Genomic DNA, 16159 nt, shown 5'->3' with positions numbered 1-16159 from the left:
CACCTAAAACAGCATGAAAATAATAGTGGCGAATATAAAGCCGACAACGGATTCCAGCGCTTGCTGAACTGTCCAGGTCTTTAGCGTCGTCTTGACATCCATACCTAAAAGGCGGCCAACCAGCCAGAACCCAGAGTCGTTGACATGCCCCGCAAAGACAGAGCCCGCTGCCGTTGCCAGGGTAATCGCGACTACCTGCATGGAGGTAAAATCACCGCCAATCACGGCGGGCGCCATGAGTCCGGCAGCGGTTACCAACGCCACGGTAGCCGAACCCTGAGCCAGGCGCATAATCACGGCAATCACGTAAGCTGCCAGAATGATCGGAAGACCAATATCGCTGAGGGAGTTAGATAAGGCGTCGCCAATGCCTGACGCCCGAAGCACGCCACCGAACATGCCGCCGGCGCCGGTAATCAGTACTACCGAGCAAATCGGGCCTAAGGAAGAGTCCAGAACTTTTTCCAACGCGCTGCCCCCGATACCCTGGCGACGACCTAGTACTAGCATGGCCACTAGCGTTGAAATAAGCAGCGCCACCGGCGTGTTACCGACCGCTGAGAGCAGCTGAAACCATAGCGCGTCGCTATCGACAACACCCATTGAGCGTAGGAAGTCTAAGCCGGTATTCATGAAGATCAGCACAAGCGGCAGCAACAGCATGCTGATAACCACGCTGACCGAAGGCGGGTTGGTAACGCTGTCATCGCTGACTTCACCGAACAGCGAGCCAGCGAGAGGGAAGGGGTAGCGCTTAGCGACGATTTTCCCCCACATATAGCCTGATATCCACCAGAGTGGAAACGCAATCACCACACCGGCAAGCAGTAGCAAACCCAAGTTCGCATTATAAAGTTCTGATGCGGTAACGGGGCCTGGGTGAGGCGGTAGAAATACGTGCATAACCGAGAACGCTGCAGCGGCGGGCATGGCGTAAAGCAGGACAGGGCCACCCAGACGGCGTGACACGGCAAAGATGATGGGGAGCATAACGATCAAGCCCGCATCAAAAAAGATTGGAAAACCCATCAACAGCGAGGTAATACCCAAGGCAAAAGGCGCGCGTTTCTCCCCGAATAGGTCGATCATTTTATCGGCAAGGGCTTTGGCGCCCCCCGATTGCTCCACCAGCTTGCCCAGCATGGCGCCTAGCCCAACCAATAGAGCAACCGCGCCTAGCGTTCCTCCAAAACTATTCACCATGGTCGGAACAATGGCGTTGACCGGAATCTGAGTGGCTAGCGCCGTCAGTAAACTCACTAGCATTAGCGCCAGAAAAGCATGCATCTTAAATCTGATGATCAATACTAAAAGGGCCAACACCGCTACGGCTGCAATGCCTAGCAGCGGTCCTGCGGACATCGTTTGAGTCCAACCATCCATGCGAGTGCTCCAATAAGTGAAAGTTTGTTACCGGTAATGTTATCGGTAACATCGTATAGATTGGCAGCTCCTTGGATACACGACCTTGGTTTAAGATGGCTACAAAAAAATGCCAAAATCGTAAAAAGCGGTCTACAGAACTTTAACTGGAGAGGGATATACTGTTTATTTCTAATTTCATTGAGTATTTGTTTTTACCAGTGGCGCATTTCTCGCTTGGTCTCTTTAAAATGAGGTATTCATGTTTGATCTCTATATCGCCAATAAAAACTACTCCTCATGGTCGCTGCGCCCCTGGGTGCTGATGAAGGCGCTCAATATCCCCTTTAAAGAGTACGTTATGCCATTTGAAGGAGGGACCGGCGTAAGCTACGCCACGTTTAAGCGCTTTTCGCCCTCAGCGCTAGTGCCCTGCTTGGTCGATAAAGAGCTCGCCGTGTGGGATTCGCTTGCCATTATTGAGTATGTGGCCGAGCAACACTCTAAGGTGTGGCCACAGGATGTCGCAGCACGCGCCTGGGCGCGCTCGGCCAGCGCCGAAATGCATAGCGGCTTTGCGACCTTGCGAAATGAATGCCCCATGAACTGCGGGGCACGCGTTGCGCTTGATGATTTATCGAGTGCTCTCAAGGCCGATATGGCGCGGCTGGATGAACAGTGGCAGCAGGGGCTTTCACGCTTTGGCGGGCCTTTTCTAGCCGGTAAAGACTTTACCGCGGTGGATGCCTTCTATGCGCCAGTCGTATTTCGCGTGCAAACATTTGGTTTGCCGCTGAGCGAAGCATCCCAAGTATACGTAAAACACATGCTGGCACAGCCAGCCATGCAGGCGTGGTACCAGGACGCACTTGAAGAGCGCTGGCGCGAGCCCAGCCATGAAGCAGATACGCTAAAGCAGGGTACGCTAACCGCCGATTATCGTAAGGCCTGCCCATAACCGGCGATGCATCAGGTAAACTAGGCTTTGTACGAAAACTGCTTGCGCTCGACCATACGGCGTTAAAAACCAGATCAAAATACTCATTTACACAAGTAAACTCCGTTTTTTCACTGATTTTTTCCTTGTCTGGTCTTCGCTCAGCTACTTTTCGCGCAAACCCTAGCGAATATTTACCGATGGAAAACCCCATGGCCCTTAGCGCAACGCCTTATAAAGTCGATATCAACCTCACCGATTTGGATCGTGGGGTATATGAAACGTTACGGTTTACCGTGGCGCGTCACCCTTCTGAAACAGAAGAGCGGATGAGCGCACGGCTAATTGCCTATGTACTTTGGTACAGCGAAGCGATCGCATTTGGGCGCGGCCTTTCCGATGTGGATGAGCCCGCCCTTTGGGAAAAAAGCCTGGATGGCCGAGTGCTCCACTGGATCGAAGTAGGTTTGCCGGATGCCGAGCGCTTGACGTGGTGCTCGCGCCGTGCTGAGCGGGTGTCGCTGCTCGCCTACGGGCGTATTGATGTGTGGGAGAACAAGGTATTACCTAGTGTGAGCAACCTTAAAAATGTTCACGTGGCTGCCTTGCCTCAAGAAGCGCTAGCGACCATTGCTCAAAACCTGCCCCGGGCGATCAATTGGGCCATCATGATTAGTGAAGGATCGTTGTTTATCACTGATGAAATAGGCCAGCATGAAATTACTCCCCAATGGCTTTTAGGCGACCGTTAAGCTTCATTCTCGGGCAAGTTCTACTACGCTTTTTATTAGCCTAGCTACTTACCAGTTCTACTAGGCTGTTAAGTAGTGCTACTACGCTATAAAAGCCAGGATTAAGAATTTTTAAGAAAAACGCGTTAAATGACGTTTGTTGAAGATAATTAACCTTGTTTGCTTGCTATCTTTTTGCACATTTACATACAATCAGCAATGTTTGTTGGCGCATTACTCTGCGTTAACACGGTTTGCCCCTCACTCAAGGAACGAGCAATGCACAAATTCTGTCTGCCTACCTGGCGCCTGCTTCCTCTTGTAGCAGCGATGAGCCTCTTGCCTGCTTTCGCTCATGCAGATAACAACGTCATTACTGTCAAGCATGAAAACGATGGTCTGGCGAGTAGTGATGATGGCCATTTTACCAGCGGTTTCGAAGCTAACTGGGCATTTAAGCCCAGCCCTGAGAGCTGGACCCAGCGTTTAGCCACCTCGCTACCTAATAGCTTGATAGGGCAGGCAGACACCGTGGCTTTTCGGCTGGTGCATCAAATCTATACGCCAGATGATATTAGGCGTTCCGAGCTGATTGAAGATGATCGCCCATATGCTGGCTTGGTGTATGGCGGCCTATCGCTTTATGAAGATATACCCATGGGGAGCTGGCAGCAGGCGACGGATCTGCATGTAGATATCGGTTTGGTTGGTCCCTCATCGCTTGCCGATAGCGTGCAGCGTGAAGTGCATCGTATTACTAATAGCGATCGACCCAACGGTTGGGACAACCAGCTAGGCGATGAGCCGCTGCTTAACGTAACCATGCGCCGCCAGTGGTGGCACAACGTTCCGCTGGCGGGTAAACGCTTTGCTCATGGTCCTAGCCTTAGCGTGGCGCTGGGTAACCTTAATACCTACGCAAGCGCGGGCTACAGCGTACGTTGGGGCGACGATGCCAGCGGTATCCCGACGCTGACGCCCAACCCAGGTAATCGTGGTCGAATGACAAGCACCACCGGCTGGCAGTGGTACTTATTTGCTAATGTTGAAGGCTACTATGTGGCACATAATCTAACCTTGGACGGCAATGTGTTCTCCAGCAGCCACTCGGTTGACAGTAAAGAGTGGGTAGGTGAAGCCTCGGCAGGGCTGGCGCTTGCCTGGGATCAGTGGCAGGTTACCTATGCGGCAGTAGAGCGCACGCGTGAGTTTGATGGCCAGGAAAGGCATGATAAATACGGTGCCGTCACGCTATCACGCAGCTTCTAACTGGCGTAAAACACCTCCGCTGGCAAAAAACGCTAAGTAGCTGAACCCAAGTGCAATGGGGGCGGAGTAAAATGCTTCCATGCGACTTGCTGGTTAAGGGCATTTTTTATGGCAACGGACAATAAACCCCATGGGTAATTCTTACCCTCATACCCCGGACGGGCGCTATTTTGTCGCCAAGAACCGCCTGTGGCGCTGTACTAATCCGCATTTGGATGAGCCTGAAAGACAGGCTCACGTCAATGAGCTTATGAAGGCTCGCCGTGCGGTAAAAACCGCCAAGCAGCAAGAAGATGACAAAGCGTTACGCCAGGCGCGCAATAACGTACAAGCGGCCAAAGAAGCGTTAGGCGAACGTGGGCCTGTCTGGTGGGACGATAACGCGCCCGACGAAACCGGGGTTGCTCCGCATAACAGCTCATATGCCGATTGGTGGCAAAGCCAGTCCGACTGAGTTCTTTAGGTCTTAGGTTTTCAACCTGGCGGATGCCGCTAATTGACGCTAGCTTATTAGGGGCACAAGACACTCAATGTTCGGCACATTCTTGATGTGCCCGCTAACAAGGATGTTATTAAGCCTATGTTTTTTAATGGTTGGGAAAACCTCTTTCGTACCTTGATTGTCGGTTTACTGGCTTACGCCGTATTAGTGATCTTTCTACGCCTTTCAGGCAATCGCACGCTTTCGAAAATGAATGCGTTTGATCTGATCGTGACCGTTGCATTGGGTTCAACGCTTGCGACCATTCTGCTTTCCAAGCAGGTGGCGCTGGCAGAAGGAGCGTTAGCGCTGGGGCTACTGATTTTTCTACAGTATGCGATTACATGGCTCAGTGTGCGCAAGCGATGGGTCAAAAAGCTGGTGACCGGTGAGCCTTTAATGCTGCTTTATCGCGGTGAGTTTCTTACCCAGGCACTACATAAAGCGCGAGTTACCCAAGACGAGGTGCGAGCAGCCATTCGCAGCAATGGGCTAAGTAGCGTTGCAGATGCACACGCGGTTATATTGGAAACCGACGGCTCATTAAGTGTGGTAAAGGAAAGCGACGAACACGATCACTCGAGCCTTAAAGATGTGCGCCACTCCTCACCGTAATCCATAAATTCTTAAGCGTTTACTTATAAACATTCCCGAGGCCTGCCAGCGGTGGTAATCTGCGCCGCTTAACGATTCCTAAGAACATCCGCTAAGGGCCTAACGTGACTATTAAAGCAAACTTGTCGATTTTCGACATCATTGGGCATCTGCTGCTGTGGCTGGTGCTGAGTATTCTTACCCTTGGGATCGCGCTGTTTTTCTTTCCCTACTCGTTTGCCCGTTTTGTGATTAATCGCACATCCGTTATTGATCAAAGCACGGGTACCGAGCGAAAAATGGTGTGTGATATCAATATTTTCAGCAATATTGGCCACATCATCTTGTGGATACTGATTTCGCTGGTGACCTTTGGGATTGGCTATATTTTTTATGTTTACCGGGTATGGAACTACGCGTTAAATAATTCCCGGGTGCAGTAGTATCTCCCCAATAAAAAACGGCCTCCAGGGCCGTTTTTTTATTGCTGCGTGATCTGATTTAGTTTTGGGCTGTGAAGCGGTACCTTATCGCTTAGAGCTTATCTTGGGTTTTAAGCTCAAAGTCACTGGCATCGTGGCGTTCATGTAGCTGCTCGCTGGGCTCTCCAAACGTGCGGTTCACCATGCGGCCACGCTGAACGGCAGGGCGTGCATCAAGCTCATCCGCCCAGCGGATGACATTCTGGTAGGTATGGGCTTCAAGAAATTCAGCCGCTTCGTATACGCGGTTTTTTACCAAGGCGCCATACCAGGGGTGAATCGCCATATCAGCGATAGTGTAGTCATCTCCCGCCATATAACGGTTATCGGCTAAGTGGCGGTCCAGCACGTCTAGCTGGCGTTTTACTTCCATGGTGTAACGATCAATGGGGTACTGGTATTTTTCCGGGGCGTAAGCGTAAAAATGGCCGAATCCGCCGCCTAGGATGGGGGCGCTACCCATTTGCCAGAATAACCAGGAAAGGCACTCGGTACGTTTGGCCGGGTCGCTGGGCAAGAACGCTGAAAATTTCTCAGCCAGGTAAAGCAGAATGGCGCCTGACTCGAAAACACGCTGGGGCGGGTTGGTGCTATGGTCCATCAGCGCAGGAATTTTTGAGTTGGGATTCACCTCGACAAACCCACTACCGAACTGGTCGCCGTCACCGATCTTGATCAAGTGCGCATCATACTCGGCGGCTTCAATGCCTTTCTCTAAAAGCTCCTCAAGCATGACGGTCACTTTAACGCCATTAGGGGTGGCCAATGAGTAGAGCTGCAGCGGGTGTTTGCCTACGGGTAAGGGCTTGTCGTGAGTCGGACCTGCAATGGGGCGGTTAATGTTGGCAAACTTGCCGCCATTGCCGGGTTCCCATTTCCAAACGCGCGGTGGGGTGTAAGGAGTATCGCTCATCATAGCCTCGCTGTGTTGTTTCGTGGGCAGTGCCAACATGGCAAAAAACGGTTACTTAAGCTGCTTTAGGTTCTTTCGATATTCTAGATACTTTAAATGCTCTAAGTACTTTAGATACGGTAGGTACTTTAGATACGGTAGGTACTTTAGATACGGTAGGTACTTTATGAGGGTAGTAAAAAGCTGGTACAAGGGGGGAGGGTTATTAGCCAGTTAATAAAATAATTCATGGTGATTCAAAAAGGAGACGAAAATGCAGGTTATTGGTGTGCTGGGCGGCATGAGCTGGGAATCAACGCAAAGCTATTATCGCGCGCTGAATGAAGGTGTAAAGCACGCGCTAGGCGGCTTTCACTCCGCCAAAATTGTGCTGGTCAGCGTCGATTTTGCCGAAATCGAAACCCTGCAGCAGCAAGGCGATTGGGATAAAGCAGGCGAGCTCCTGGCGAGTGCTGCGCAAAACATCGAACGTGCTGGCGCAGATTTTCTACTCTTAGCAACCAATACCATGCACAAGGTGGCACCGGCTATTGAAAAGGCTATCGGTATTCCGCTGCTGCATATCGCTGATGCGACTGCTGAACAGTTAATGCAAGATGGTATTACCCGCGTGGGGCTGTTGGGTACGCGCTTTACCATGGAGCAGGATTTTTACAAGGCTCGCTTGCAGGACGCATTCGGTATCGAAGTGGTTGTGCCTGATGATACCGAGCGCGAAGCGGTGCATCGGATTATTTTCGATGAACTGTGCCAGGGGAAAATCAATAGTGACTCGCGCGAGCGCTATCTCGAAATTATCGATAGTCTGCATCAGCAGGGCGCTCAGGCCGTCATTCTGGGGTGTACTGAAATCGCGCTACTGGTAGAGCAGGCGCATACTCATGTGCCGCTTTACGATACCACTGCGCTGCATGCAAGCAGGGCAGTGGCTCGTGCGCTTAAAGGTTAGCCCTATCAGAAGCTAACGTTGGAAAACTTAGGCAAGCGTCAGGGTGACGTCGATGTTGCCACGCGTTGCGTTGGAGTAAGGGCAAACGACATGGGCTTTGTCGACCAAATCCTGGGCAACGCTCTTTTCAAGGCCGGGAAGGCTGATAGTAAGCTCGACTTCAATGCCAAAACCTGTGGGAATAGCGCCGATACCCACGCTGCCTTCAATGGCAGTGTCTTGCGGAAGCTTTACTTTTTCCTGGCTGGCGACATGCTTTAGTGCACCTAAAAAGCAGGCGGAGTAGCCCGCAGCAAACAGCTGTTCCGGGTTAGTGCCTTCACCGCCTGCGCCGCCTAGCTCTTTCGGCGTGCTGAGTTTGACATCCAATGCGCCATCAGACGACTTGGCTTGGCCTTCACGGCCACCTGTGGCTTTGGCATGGGCGCGGTAGGCGACGGTTTCGATAGACATAGCAAGCTTCCTTTAATGTTGTTGATCAGAGTAACTGGGTTTAATTTAGTGCAGCTTTATTTTGCGCGCAAGATAAATTTCCATAAACTTTCTTAAAGTGCGAGAAGGGCTAGTCGATTTTTTGTAGGTTATCGCGTAGCTGTACCAAGTCTTCTTTTAGCTGTGTCAGGGTTTCTATTGATTTTTCACTGGCATTAACTATGCAGCTAGGAATATGACGCGCCTGTTCACGCAATTCACGCCCTTTATCGGTTAGAAATAGCTCCACGATGCGCTCATCCTGACGATTGCGTTGACGAATCAACAGCTGATCGCCTTCAAGACGCTTAAGCAGCGGCGTTAGCGAGCCTGGGTCGGTCAGCAGGCGCTTGCTCAATGTACCTACCGTTATGCCGTCTTGCTGCCATAACACCAGCATTGCCAAATATTGCGGATAAGTAAGCCCTAACTCCTTTAGAAGCGGTTTATAAATTTTTGTCATCGTTAATGAGGTGGAGTACAGCGCAAAACATAGCTGATGGTCTAATTCCAACTCACTGCAAGTTTCTAATCGACAGGGTTCTAACGCGGGCATATCGGCTCCGAGACGGGATGCGTTGGATTAATGTAGCGCGACCAGCCTTCGCTGACCAGACCTAGACGTTGGTCTTGAGTTGGTGGTTTTGTTTTGACATGGATAATTTGGCTCGCTAACCTGCATTTACTATGTTACCGGTAACACTAAAATCATCTGCGTATTATCCAACTATTCACGCGGCTATCTATAGGGGAGCATATACCTATAGGACACCATATAGATTATGGTTTTGTATATTTGCTGCACAGCGTTTAAACCCGGAGAGATAAACCAATGGACGCCGTTTCTCATCGTATTTTAGTCATGGGGGTCTCTGGCTGCGGAAAGTCACATATTGGCCAGCAGTTGGCGGCGGCTCTGAACGCCAAGTTCATTGATGGTGATGACTACCATCCGCCAGCAAATGTCGCCAAAATGGCCAGTGGAACGCCACTTGACGATGACGACCGCCAAGGCTGGCTTGAGACGCTGGCTGAGCTTTTTGCCGATCATCGCCAGCAAAATGTTAGCGTGGTGATTGCCTGCTCTGGATTGAAGTATCGCTACCGTGATTGCTTGCGCCAAGGGGATTCAGCGCTGCGCATTCTGTACTTGGAAGGCGACCAGACCCTGTTGCGTGAACGCTTGGAAACACGTGAGGGGCACTTCTTTAAAGGTGAGAATATGCTGGCCAGTCAGCTCGCCGATCTGGAACCACCGGGAGAAAGTGAAGCCGTCACTGTATCCATTGCGCTTTCACCGCCCGAGATCGTGAGTCGCTTTACCAGCGCGCTTAGTGCGACACTTAATCATTCATCCCGCACACCGTCACTTTAGAGGCTGGCATCCGTTTGAAGAAAAAGCGTCCCACATTACAGGATATTGCTGACAAGGTAGGGGCAACGAAAATGACGGTTAGCCGTTGCCTGCGAGCCCCTGATACGGTTTCGGAAAGCTTGCGTGAGCGTATTTTTAAGGCCGCCGAACAGGTGGGATATATCCCCAACCGGGCGCCGGACCTACTTTCGCGCGCCACCAGCCATTCGATAGGGGTGCTGGTGCCTTCGCTGACCAATCAGGTATTTGCCGATGTCATTGTAGGGATCGAGGCATTCACCGAACCGGCGGGCTATTACCTAATGCTCTCACACTATGGGTATAGTCCTACCCTTGAAGAGCGCAGTCTTGCCTCGTTGCTTTCCTATAACGTGGATGGCGTAATTCTTTCCGATCATGACCACACGCCGCGTAGCCTGCGTATGCTCGAAACGGCAGGTATCCCGGTTGTCGAAATCATGGATACACATCGCCAGCCGTTACAGCAGTCGGTGGGCTACGACAACGTCAAAGCCGCTTTTGATATGGTAAGCGCAATGATACGCCGTGGGCGCCGCCAGGTGGTTTATCTGGCGGTACGGCTAGATGAGCGAACGCAGCAGCGCGAACAGGGCTATCGCCAGGCGATGGAAGCACACGGCCTGATACCCACTACGCTACATAGTACTCAGCGCTCTTCCTATAGCGTCGGGGCGGCGCTTTTAGAACAAGTGGTGATTAACCATCCTGATACGGATGGTATCTTCTGTACCAACGATGATGTGGCGGTGGGGGCGTACTTTGAATGTCAGCGCCGCGGCATCGATGTCCCGGGGCAAATGGCCATTGCCGGTTTTCATGGCCACGATATAGGGCAGGCAATGACCCCTCGCCTGGCCAGCGTTATCACCCCCCGCCAGGCAATTGGTGAAGCCGCCGCCAAGGCGCTGCTCGCCAGAATTCAGGGCGAGCCATCGGCTGCCGATATCATCGATATGGGGTACACCATTGAAACCGGCGGTACGCTGTAGGTTCCTAGCGCAAGGCTAGCGGTCTGCGGGCTAAATGGCTAAAGTACGACGTTTCGCTTGCATCGAGGCTATCGTGAAAGTTACCCAGCTCAATATCTATCCGGTCAAGTCCTTAAAAGGCATCAGCGTTAACCAGAGCGAGCTACTTTCGAGCGGGCTTGCCTGGGATCGTCGTTGGATGCTGGTCGACGCTCAGCAGCGTTTTGTGACTCAGCGCCAGCTGCCTCTTTTGGCCACGGTAGAAGTAGCATTAAACGCCGATGCTCTGGTGCTTTCACATCCCAATGTTGACCCGCTTTCAATTCCGCTTGAAGAGCCGAGCGGCAACCTGCGCATCGTCAAGGTGTGGGACGACCATTGTAAAGCCTGGCCAGAAAGTGAAGAGGCCTCCCGCTGGTTGGAAGTCGCTCTGGGTGAGTCCGGGAAAGGTCTGAGCTTGGTCCGATTTGCCACCCAGTTTAAGCGCCTGGTAGAAGCGGATTTTCTAGACGGTGGCGAAGCCGACACGCATTTTGCCGATGGCTACCCGTTCCTGATTACGTCAACGGGCTCTTTGAACGCGCTTAATAGTGCTCTGAACAAGAACGGCAGCCAGCCAGTACCCATGAATCGCTTTCGTCCCAATATCGTCGTGGAAACCGATGAGGCGTGGGCGGAAGACCGCTGGCAATCGCTACAGGAATCCACCGGTGCATTCGCGTTAACACTGCGTAAGCCGTGTAAGCGTTGCAAGATCACCACGGTGGATCAGCAAACCGCCCACATCCCTGATCCCGCCGAGCCCCTTAAAACATTAATTACGCTCAAGACCCAGCCAACATTAAAAGGCGGGTATTTTGGTCAAAACGCGACGTTAAGTGCTGGCGACGGACAGCTTATTCGTGTGGGGGATGAGGTGACGGCGACACACCGCGCGGTTTAAAGCGTAGCAGTTGGGTGGCGACCGCCGTGCCCAGCAGGGTAATGATCATGCCCGCCATAACCTGCAGGCTAAGCGTTTCATCAAGTAGCCAGTAGCCCCATAGCAGCGCACTGATCGGTACTAAAAACGTAACGGTTGACGTAGCCGTTGCACCTGCGCTGGCTAACAGGCCGAAGTAGAGCAGGAATGCCAGCGCTGTGCTGAGTACGGCAAGCGCCAGCGCATTGCTCCAGGCAAGCGTGCTGATCGGCTGGTCAGGCCAAAGCAGAATGCCGGGAATCAAAAGTACCAATGCCGACATGGCGCTGCTGCCCGCGGCCAGAACCCGGGGCGGCAAATGACTCAAGCGCGTTTTTGAGTAGTTGCCCGCAATGCCGTAGCAAAACGTTGCACCAATTACCGCCAGAATAAACCAGCCGTCACCGCCTATTCCGAAATCCAGACGGTTGGCGGAAAGAACGTAGACTCCAATCAACGCAAGCGCCAGCCCTAGATACTGTTGGCGTTGAACCGGCGTTGCAAAAAACAGCGCGCCTAGCAGGGCGGTAAAAATGGGTGTGGTGGCATTCAGTAATGAAGTGAAACCTGCTTCCAGGCGCATGGTCGCCAGGGCTAAAAGTGAAAAGGGTAGAACATGATTCACTATGCCCAGCAATAACAAAGGCCCTTTGTGCTGCCAGATTAACCGCAGGTAGTGCATGCTCAGCAGTAAAGGTATCAGCAATAGCGCGCCAACGCCCATGCGGACCAGTATCAAAGGAATAGCGCCAAACTCCGGCGATGCGACGCGCATGAAAATAAATGACAGCCCCCAAAGCGACGAGAGCACTGCCAGGCGTAGCGCATCAGCTGATGACATGGCGAATCCTTATAATGAGTAAAGGCTTGGCGTTCCCTTGCGGCCGCCATGAGTCGTTAACAAACCGTGCGGACTGTCCGGCCCTGAGGTTATGGCAACGTTAGCCTGACAGCTCAGCATAAGGGGGTTCACGCGGCGGGGGAAGTGGCTTAAGGTATTGGGTTCGGCAGTGCGCCAAAAATCAGCTACGCTAAACAGGGTTGCCAGTTCGCTTTAGGCGAATGGCGCTTTTACCCGGCTGGTCAGGTAGTGGTTAGCCGGGGCTATCGTTATTTATGCACAAGGAGTTTTTCATGGATCGTAAAGCTAGCGCACGTTGGGAAGGTGGACTGAAGGATGGCAAAGGCACCGTTTCAACCGAAAGTGGCGTTCTCAATGCTAACTACTCCTTCAAAAAGCGTTTTGAAGATGAAAAAGGCACCAATCCGGAAGAGCTGATTGGAGCCGCTCATGCCAGCTGTTTTTCAATGGCGCTTTCCATGATTCTTGGCGATCAGGGATATACAGCAAACGCTATTGAAACCAGCGCGAGCGTTACCCTAAAGCAAGATTCTGAGGGCTTTAGCATTTCTAAAATTCATTTGGATGTCGTTGCTGATATCGACGGCGCCGATGAGGCAAGCTTTAAAGAAGCGGCAGAGAAAGCGAAAGCAAACTGCCCCGTGTCAAAAGTATTAAATGCTGACATTAGCATGACGGCCAAATTAAAAGGCTAATGCTTTTATATCAAAACGCCCTTCTTTAAAGAGGGGCGTTTTTATGTGCGCTATTATTTTACATCTATCAATGGCTAGCTTTATTCATAGATGTAAAAAAGATATAAAGATTAGATGTAAAAAAACCAATAGACATAAAAAAGCCCCGGCATATGCCGGGGCTTTTATGAACTAACAATAACTAATTAGTTATTGTCGGCTTCGAGATTATCGCCTGCATCGCGATCAAACTCTTCAGCCTCTTCAAGAGCTTCTTGTGATGCATTTACGCGAATTTCATATTCGTCGTTATCAGCATTTTGTGTCAGTTCGAGTGAATCCCACTCAATGGCCACATCTTTTTCACCCATACCAAGGAAGCCGCCAACAGCTACAATTACAGCTTCAATCTGGCCATCTTCATTGATAATGAGATCGTTGATGGTGCCGATGTTTTCATCGTCTTCGACGCTACTTTGAACATCGTTACCCGTGAGAGAGTCTGAATAAAAAGTGCCTGCCGGCGCGGTGGTCATGTAAGTCGCTTCAGCAGTTGAAGTGGCAGTAGCGGTATTTTCTTCAGCGCTCGCGGTACCAGCTGCCAGCATGAAGGCCGGAACCATTAGGGTACCAATAAAAGCGGATTTGATCATTTTCATTACTCTTGCTCCTTGCACTTGTATGAAGGCGTAACGTTTCTACGTTGGTGCCTCAATCAATTAATAGCGGCTGATAGTTCATGAATGACACTGGCCTAAACCAATGTGATGCTTCTTTGCGACTGATCATTTTGTGATTAGTCATCACTCCCTGAAGCTTACATTCTTACGTAACATCCTTATTACGTTTTTAGCCAACTATTACTCCTAAAATAAAATTGCGAATCGCTACGGGGATAGTTATCGCTGCCAAGCGCCTCACTGCGCTAAGACACTTATTACTGTAGACGCTATGGCCAGCATTTCAATGATTTTGTTAAAAACTTTTGTTAAGGCTTCTATAAATATCAAACGGTAAACGCTTAAGGCGGATGATTAAACGGGGGGAGTAAAGCAGTAATCAATTCACGATTAGGTCAGTGCCTGGCGAAGGTTCACCGGACACTGTAACCGGTGATTAGCGGGCAGGATCCAGCACTCCTCCGAGCGAAGCATTGCGCCTGAACCAGCCGGCAATGCTCGACCTAGGGTGATGGGTCGGCAGCACTTCGTGAGGGATCGTCTCGGATAAGAAGCACGCGAAGGTTCCTGCTTCAGGAATCACGCGGGCCACTTCCTGGCTGGGATCGCCGGGATGGTAAATGACCATTTCACCACCGCCATTATTTGGCCAGTGAGGGTTTAGATAACCTACGGTTGAAATGACGCGATTAGCGCGGCCGCGAAAGCTATCCAGGTGACGCTGATAAAAAGCGCCCGGCGGGTAGTGAGCAAAATGGGCTTCATACTCAAATAGCCCCAGAAATAGCGCCTGATTGAGTAGCTGCTGAAGCTCACCCATGGCGTTCAGGTAGTGGCGTTGAGCCTCACTTTCACGATCAAGCCAGTGAATGGCATCGCCACGAATATCCTTGCGCAGGTGATGCTGTTGGCCACGCCCGACCCCTGCTTCCTCAAGCGCATCATGCTCCGCCATATGCGAAAGCTCACGGTGCAGAGCCTGGCAAAGCTCCAGATTGATAACGTCCTGGCCCACGTACCAGCCTTGTTCTACCAGGGCATCCACGATTGCCCCTTGGGCGGCGGGGGTAAACACCGGCGATGTGGTCGAGTTAAAAGACATCATTTGCGCATACTCTTGGGCGTATCTGAATGAAGGCCCGTTGATTGAGGAAGCCGGCTTTTACGTTCTGGGTAATGCCGCAGCGCCCCTGGGGGCTGCTGATATAAATCGATGGACATACCAAACCCTTCCGCCAGTAACTCCACCAGCATCATCGCGGAAAGCCCCCAGATGATATAGCCGTCGACATGGTAACAGGGCACATAATGCGGCACGCCATCGACGGGGATAACATCGGTATGGGTGCGCCGGTCTTCTAGAAAATGGCTAAGCGGCACCTCAAAAATAGCGTCTAGTTCGCCTGGGTCGGCTACCAGCGGTAAATCGGGAGGGATAATGCCCACCCAGGGGGTTACCCGCAGGCCGTGTAGTGAAATAACATCCGATAAGCGTCCTAGTGGCTCCACCACGGCAGGATCGAGTGCGATCTCTTCTTGCGCTTCGCGCAGCGCCGTGGCGTAAAGGTCTTTATCTTCCGGCTCACGCTTGCCGCCTGGAAATGCGACTTGGCCACTGTGAGTGGTTAAGTGGCTCGCCCGGCGGGTAAAGAGTAGCGTGGGTGATGGGCGATCAACCACGGGTAGCAATACCGCCGCTTCAGGCATCGTAAATTGATCCAGCCGTTGCGGGGTGAGCTGTTGCAGATTTTTGCGTAGATTCTCTAACATGAGGTATCCAATCACTTTGTCTCTTTTTACCCAGCAGTGGTCATACGCGTCAAGCACGCGGTAATCTTTGCTATTTAGCCGTAGGAACACACCATGAATTTTTGCAGCCAGTGCGGTGAGAAAGTACGTTTTGCCGTTCCCGAAGGCGATGACCGGTCACGCTATCTATGTGATGCCTGCGGTACTATCCATTATCAAAATCCGCGTATTGTGGCGGGTACACTGCCGGTTAGTGGCGCCAAGGTACTGCTCTGTAAGCGTGCTATTGCGCCGCGTAAAGGCTACTGGACACTGCCCGCTGGCTATATGGAAAATGCCGAAACCACCCAGCAGGCAGCTATTCGCGAAACCCATGAAGAAGCTAATGCTGAGGTGACGTTGGCAGACCTCTATACGCTAATTGATCTGCCGCACATTAATCAGGTGTACATGATTTTTCGCGCTGAACTGGTGGGTGGCTTTAGCGCAGGCGTTGAAAGCCTGGAAGTCGCCCTGTTTGATGAGCACGAAATTCCCTGGGAAGAACTTGCCTTCCCCACCATTGAACGTACGCTGCGCCACTTTTACCACGACCGGCCTTTAGGGCACTTTCCGCTTCACAGTAGCACTATCACCCCGGAAGACCGTGAACGCTACTTTGGCAGCGCCTGAGTGCTAAC

General features: G+C 51.7%; 20 protein-coding genes. 12 read left to right on the top strand and 8 right to left on the bottom strand.

Translation table 11 applies throughout. The annotated features are described in order from the left end of the window. Positions 1 to 3: 3 nt before the first annotated feature. A complete protein-coding gene (locus tag ACT3R7_RS07755; RefSeq protein WP_192538312.1) occupies positions 4 to 1383 on the bottom strand; it encodes a GntP family permease in 1380 nt (459 codons plus the stop codon). Between the two features lie 241 nt (positions 1384 to 1624). On the opposite strand from ACT3R7_RS07755, the gene ACT3R7_RS07750 reads away from it, so the two are divergent. The 6 genes from ACT3R7_RS07750 (at position 1625) to ACT3R7_RS07725 (ending at position 5817) form a co-directional block, all read left to right on the top strand. Further along, positions 1625 to 2320: a glutathione S-transferase family protein gene (locus tag ACT3R7_RS07750; RefSeq protein ID WP_192538311.1), complete on the top strand. Its 696-nt coding sequence runs from the start codon at positions 1625 to 1627 to the stop codon at positions 2318 to 2320. Positions 2321 to 2511: 191 nt separating this feature from the next. Then, positions 2512 to 3051, top strand: coding sequence for a YaeQ family protein (locus ACT3R7_RS07745; protein WP_192538309.1), 540 nt, complete (start codon positions 2512 to 2514; stop codon positions 3049 to 3051). A 258-nt stretch (positions 3052 to 3309) separates the two neighbouring features. Continuing rightward, positions 3310 to 4299 (top strand): lipid A deacylase LpxR family protein, encoded by a 990-nt coding sequence (locus tag ACT3R7_RS07740; RefSeq protein ID WP_192538308.1) that lies wholly within the window; start codon positions 3310 to 3312, stop codon positions 4297 to 4299. Between the two features lie 130 nt (positions 4300 to 4429). Then, positions 4430 to 4753 (top strand): hypothetical protein, encoded by a 324-nt coding sequence (locus ACT3R7_RS07735; RefSeq protein WP_192538307.1) that lies wholly within the window; start codon positions 4430 to 4432, stop codon positions 4751 to 4753. Positions 4754 to 4879: 126 nt separating this feature from the next. Then, a complete protein-coding gene (locus ACT3R7_RS07730; protein ID WP_192538306.1) occupies positions 4880 to 5395 on the top strand; it encodes a DUF421 domain-containing protein in 516 nt (171 codons plus the stop codon). Between the two features lie 104 nt (positions 5396 to 5499). Further along, on the top strand, positions 5500 to 5817 hold the full coding sequence (locus ACT3R7_RS07725; RefSeq protein WP_192538305.1) for a DUF6693 family protein: 318 nt from the start codon (positions 5500 to 5502) through the stop codon (positions 5815 to 5817). Between the two features lie 91 nt (positions 5818 to 5908). Here ACT3R7_RS07725 and yghU read toward each other — a convergent pair whose 3' ends face one another. Beyond that, positions 5909 to 6769 (bottom strand): glutathione-dependent disulfide-bond oxidoreductase, encoded by an 861-nt coding sequence (gene yghU, locus ACT3R7_RS07720; RefSeq protein WP_193091330.1) that lies wholly within the window; start codon positions 6767 to 6769, stop codon positions 5909 to 5911. 253 nt (positions 6770 to 7022) lie between these two features. Here yghU and ACT3R7_RS07715 point away from each other — a divergent pair, with 253 nt between their 5' ends. Continuing rightward, complete coding sequence (locus tag ACT3R7_RS07715) at positions 7023 to 7718, top strand: aspartate/glutamate racemase family protein (RefSeq protein ID WP_193091331.1); 696 nt, start codon at positions 7023 to 7025, stop codon at positions 7716 to 7718. 27 nt (positions 7719 to 7745) lie between these two features. Here the strand turns inward: ACT3R7_RS07715 and ACT3R7_RS07710 are convergent, their stop codons facing one another. After that, on the bottom strand, positions 7746 to 8171 hold the full coding sequence (locus tag ACT3R7_RS07710; protein ID WP_018918720.1) for an organic hydroperoxide resistance protein: 426 nt from the start codon (positions 8169 to 8171) through the stop codon (positions 7746 to 7748). A gap of 109 nt (positions 8172 to 8280) precedes the next feature. Next, positions 8281 to 8745, bottom strand: a complete 465-nt coding sequence (locus ACT3R7_RS07705; protein WP_192538302.1) for a MarR family winged helix-turn-helix transcriptional regulator — start codon at positions 8743 to 8745, stop codon at positions 8281 to 8283. Between the two features lie 276 nt (positions 8746 to 9021). On the opposite strand from ACT3R7_RS07705, the gene ACT3R7_RS07700 reads away from it, so the two are divergent. The 3 genes from ACT3R7_RS07700 (at position 9022) to ACT3R7_RS07690 (ending at position 11496) form a co-directional block, all read left to right on the top strand. Then, entirely contained in the window at positions 9022 to 9564 is a 543-nt protein-coding gene (locus ACT3R7_RS07700) for a gluconokinase (protein ID WP_192538301.1), read from the top strand. A gap of 14 nt (positions 9565 to 9578) precedes the next feature. Beyond that, on the top strand, positions 9579 to 10574 hold the full coding sequence (gene gntR, locus ACT3R7_RS07695) for a gluconate operon transcriptional repressor GntR (protein WP_193091332.1): 996 nt from the start codon (positions 9579 to 9581) through the stop codon (positions 10572 to 10574). 73 nt (positions 10575 to 10647) lie between these two features. Continuing rightward, positions 10648 to 11496, top strand: a complete 849-nt coding sequence (locus ACT3R7_RS07690; RefSeq protein WP_193091333.1) for an MOSC domain-containing protein — start codon at positions 10648 to 10650, stop codon at positions 11494 to 11496. Here the strand turns inward: ACT3R7_RS07690 and ACT3R7_RS07685 are convergent. After that, positions 11450 to 12355 carry a DMT family transporter gene (locus ACT3R7_RS07685; protein WP_193091334.1) on the bottom strand — a complete coding sequence of 302 codons (906 nt, stop codon included), beginning with the start codon at positions 12353 to 12355 and terminating at the stop codon, positions 11450 to 11452. The genes ACT3R7_RS07690 and ACT3R7_RS07685 overlap by 47 nt on opposite strands. Positions 12356 to 12648: 293 nt before the next feature. Here ACT3R7_RS07685 and ACT3R7_RS07680 point away from each other — a divergent pair, with 293 nt between their 5' ends. Continuing rightward, entirely contained in the window at positions 12649 to 13071 is a 423-nt protein-coding gene (locus ACT3R7_RS07680; protein WP_018918714.1) for an OsmC family protein, read from the top strand. Positions 13072 to 13256: 185 nt separating this feature from the next. On the opposite strand, the gene ACT3R7_RS07675 is transcribed toward ACT3R7_RS07680, so the two are convergent. The 3 genes from ACT3R7_RS07675 to ACT3R7_RS07665 all read right to left on the bottom strand — a co-directional run bounded on the left by ACT3R7_RS07675 (position 13257) and on the right by ACT3R7_RS07665 (position 15500). Then, entirely contained in the window at positions 13257 to 13709 is a 453-nt protein-coding gene (locus tag ACT3R7_RS07675; protein ID WP_193091335.1) for a PRC-barrel domain-containing protein, read from the bottom strand. 457 nt (positions 13710 to 14166) lie between these two features. Then, positions 14167 to 14835, bottom strand: a complete 669-nt coding sequence (locus ACT3R7_RS07670; protein WP_193091336.1) for a 2OG-Fe(II) oxygenase — start codon at positions 14833 to 14835, stop codon at positions 14167 to 14169. Beyond that, the gene (locus ACT3R7_RS07665; RefSeq protein ID WP_193091337.1) at positions 14832 to 15500 is read right to left on the bottom strand and encodes a CoA pyrophosphatase; all 669 of its coding nucleotides are present in this window, start codon (positions 15498 to 15500) and stop codon (positions 14832 to 14834) included. The genes ACT3R7_RS07670 and ACT3R7_RS07665 overlap by 4 nt, the downstream gene beginning before the upstream one ends. Before the next feature lie 93 nt (positions 15501 to 15593). Here ACT3R7_RS07665 and ACT3R7_RS07660 point away from each other — a divergent pair, with 93 nt between their 5' ends. After that, positions 15594 to 16151 (top strand): NUDIX hydrolase, encoded by a 558-nt coding sequence (locus ACT3R7_RS07660; RefSeq protein ID WP_193091338.1) that lies wholly within the window; start codon positions 15594 to 15596, stop codon positions 16149 to 16151. The last annotated feature ends 8 nt before the right edge of the window (positions 16152 to 16159 follow it).

Source organism: Halomonas sp. AOP43-A1-21 (assembly GCF_052376775.1).
GTDB classification, from domain to species: domain Bacteria; phylum Pseudomonadota; class Gammaproteobacteria; order Pseudomonadales; family Halomonadaceae; genus Vreelandella; species Vreelandella colorata.
Note: the sequence above shows the minus strand (reverse complement) of the source record. Positions and strands in the feature narration are given on the sequence as shown.

What these genes read in the sequence shown, in the direction of transcription:
- ACT3R7_RS07755 (WP_192538312.1), bottom strand. Translation starts at nt 1,383, where the DNA reads ATGGATGGTTGGACTCAAACGATGTCCGCAGGACCGCTGCTAGGCATT.
- ACT3R7_RS07750 (WP_192538311.1), top strand. Translation starts at nt 1,625, where the DNA reads ATGTTTGATCTCTATATCGCCAATAAAAACTACTCCTCATGGTCGCTG.
- ACT3R7_RS07745 (WP_192538309.1), top strand. Translation starts at nt 2,512, where the DNA reads ATGGCCCTTAGCGCAACGCCTTATAAAGTCGATATCAACCTCACCGAT.
- ACT3R7_RS07740 (WP_192538308.1), top strand. Translation starts at nt 3,310, where the DNA reads ATGCACAAATTCTGTCTGCCTACCTGGCGCCTGCTTCCTCTTGTAGCA.
- ACT3R7_RS07735 (WP_192538307.1), top strand. Translation starts at nt 4,430, where the DNA reads ATGGGTAATTCTTACCCTCATACCCCGGACGGGCGCTATTTTGTCGCC.
- ACT3R7_RS07730 (WP_192538306.1), top strand. Translation starts at nt 4,880, where the DNA reads ATGTTTTTTAATGGTTGGGAAAACCTCTTTCGTACCTTGATTGTCGGT.
- yghU (WP_193091330.1), bottom strand. Translation starts at nt 6,769, where the DNA reads ATGAGCGATACTCCTTACACCCCACCGCGCGTTTGGAAATGGGAACCC.
- ACT3R7_RS07715 (WP_193091331.1), top strand. Translation starts at nt 7,023, where the DNA reads ATGCAGGTTATTGGTGTGCTGGGCGGCATGAGCTGGGAATCAACGCAA.
- ACT3R7_RS07710 (WP_018918720.1), bottom strand. Translation starts at nt 8,171, where the DNA reads ATGTCTATCGAAACCGTCGCCTACCGCGCCCATGCCAAAGCCACAGGT.
- ACT3R7_RS07705 (WP_192538302.1), bottom strand. Translation starts at nt 8,745, where the DNA reads ATGCCCGCGTTAGAACCCTGTCGATTAGAAACTTGCAGTGAGTTGGAA.
- ACT3R7_RS07700 (WP_192538301.1), top strand. Translation starts at nt 9,022, where the DNA reads ATGGACGCCGTTTCTCATCGTATTTTAGTCATGGGGGTCTCTGGCTGC.
- ACT3R7_RS07685 (WP_193091334.1), bottom strand. Translation starts at nt 12,355, where the DNA reads ATGTCATCAGCTGATGCGCTACGCCTGGCAGTGCTCTCGTCGCTTTGG.
- ACT3R7_RS07680 (WP_018918714.1), top strand. Translation starts at nt 12,649, where the DNA reads ATGGATCGTAAAGCTAGCGCACGTTGGGAAGGTGGACTGAAGGATGGC.
- ACT3R7_RS07675 (WP_193091335.1), bottom strand. Translation starts at nt 13,709, where the DNA reads ATGAAAATGATCAAATCCGCTTTTATTGGTACCCTAATGGTTCCGGCC.
- ACT3R7_RS07670 (WP_193091336.1), bottom strand. Translation starts at nt 14,835, where the DNA reads ATGATGTCTTTTAACTCGACCACATCGCCGGTGTTTACCCCCGCCGCC.
- ACT3R7_RS07665 (WP_193091337.1), bottom strand. Translation starts at nt 15,500, where the DNA reads ATGTTAGAGAATCTACGCAAAAATCTGCAACAGCTCACCCCGCAACGG.
- ACT3R7_RS07660 (WP_193091338.1), top strand. Translation starts at nt 15,594, where the DNA reads ATGAATTTTTGCAGCCAGTGCGGTGAGAAAGTACGTTTTGCCGTTCCC.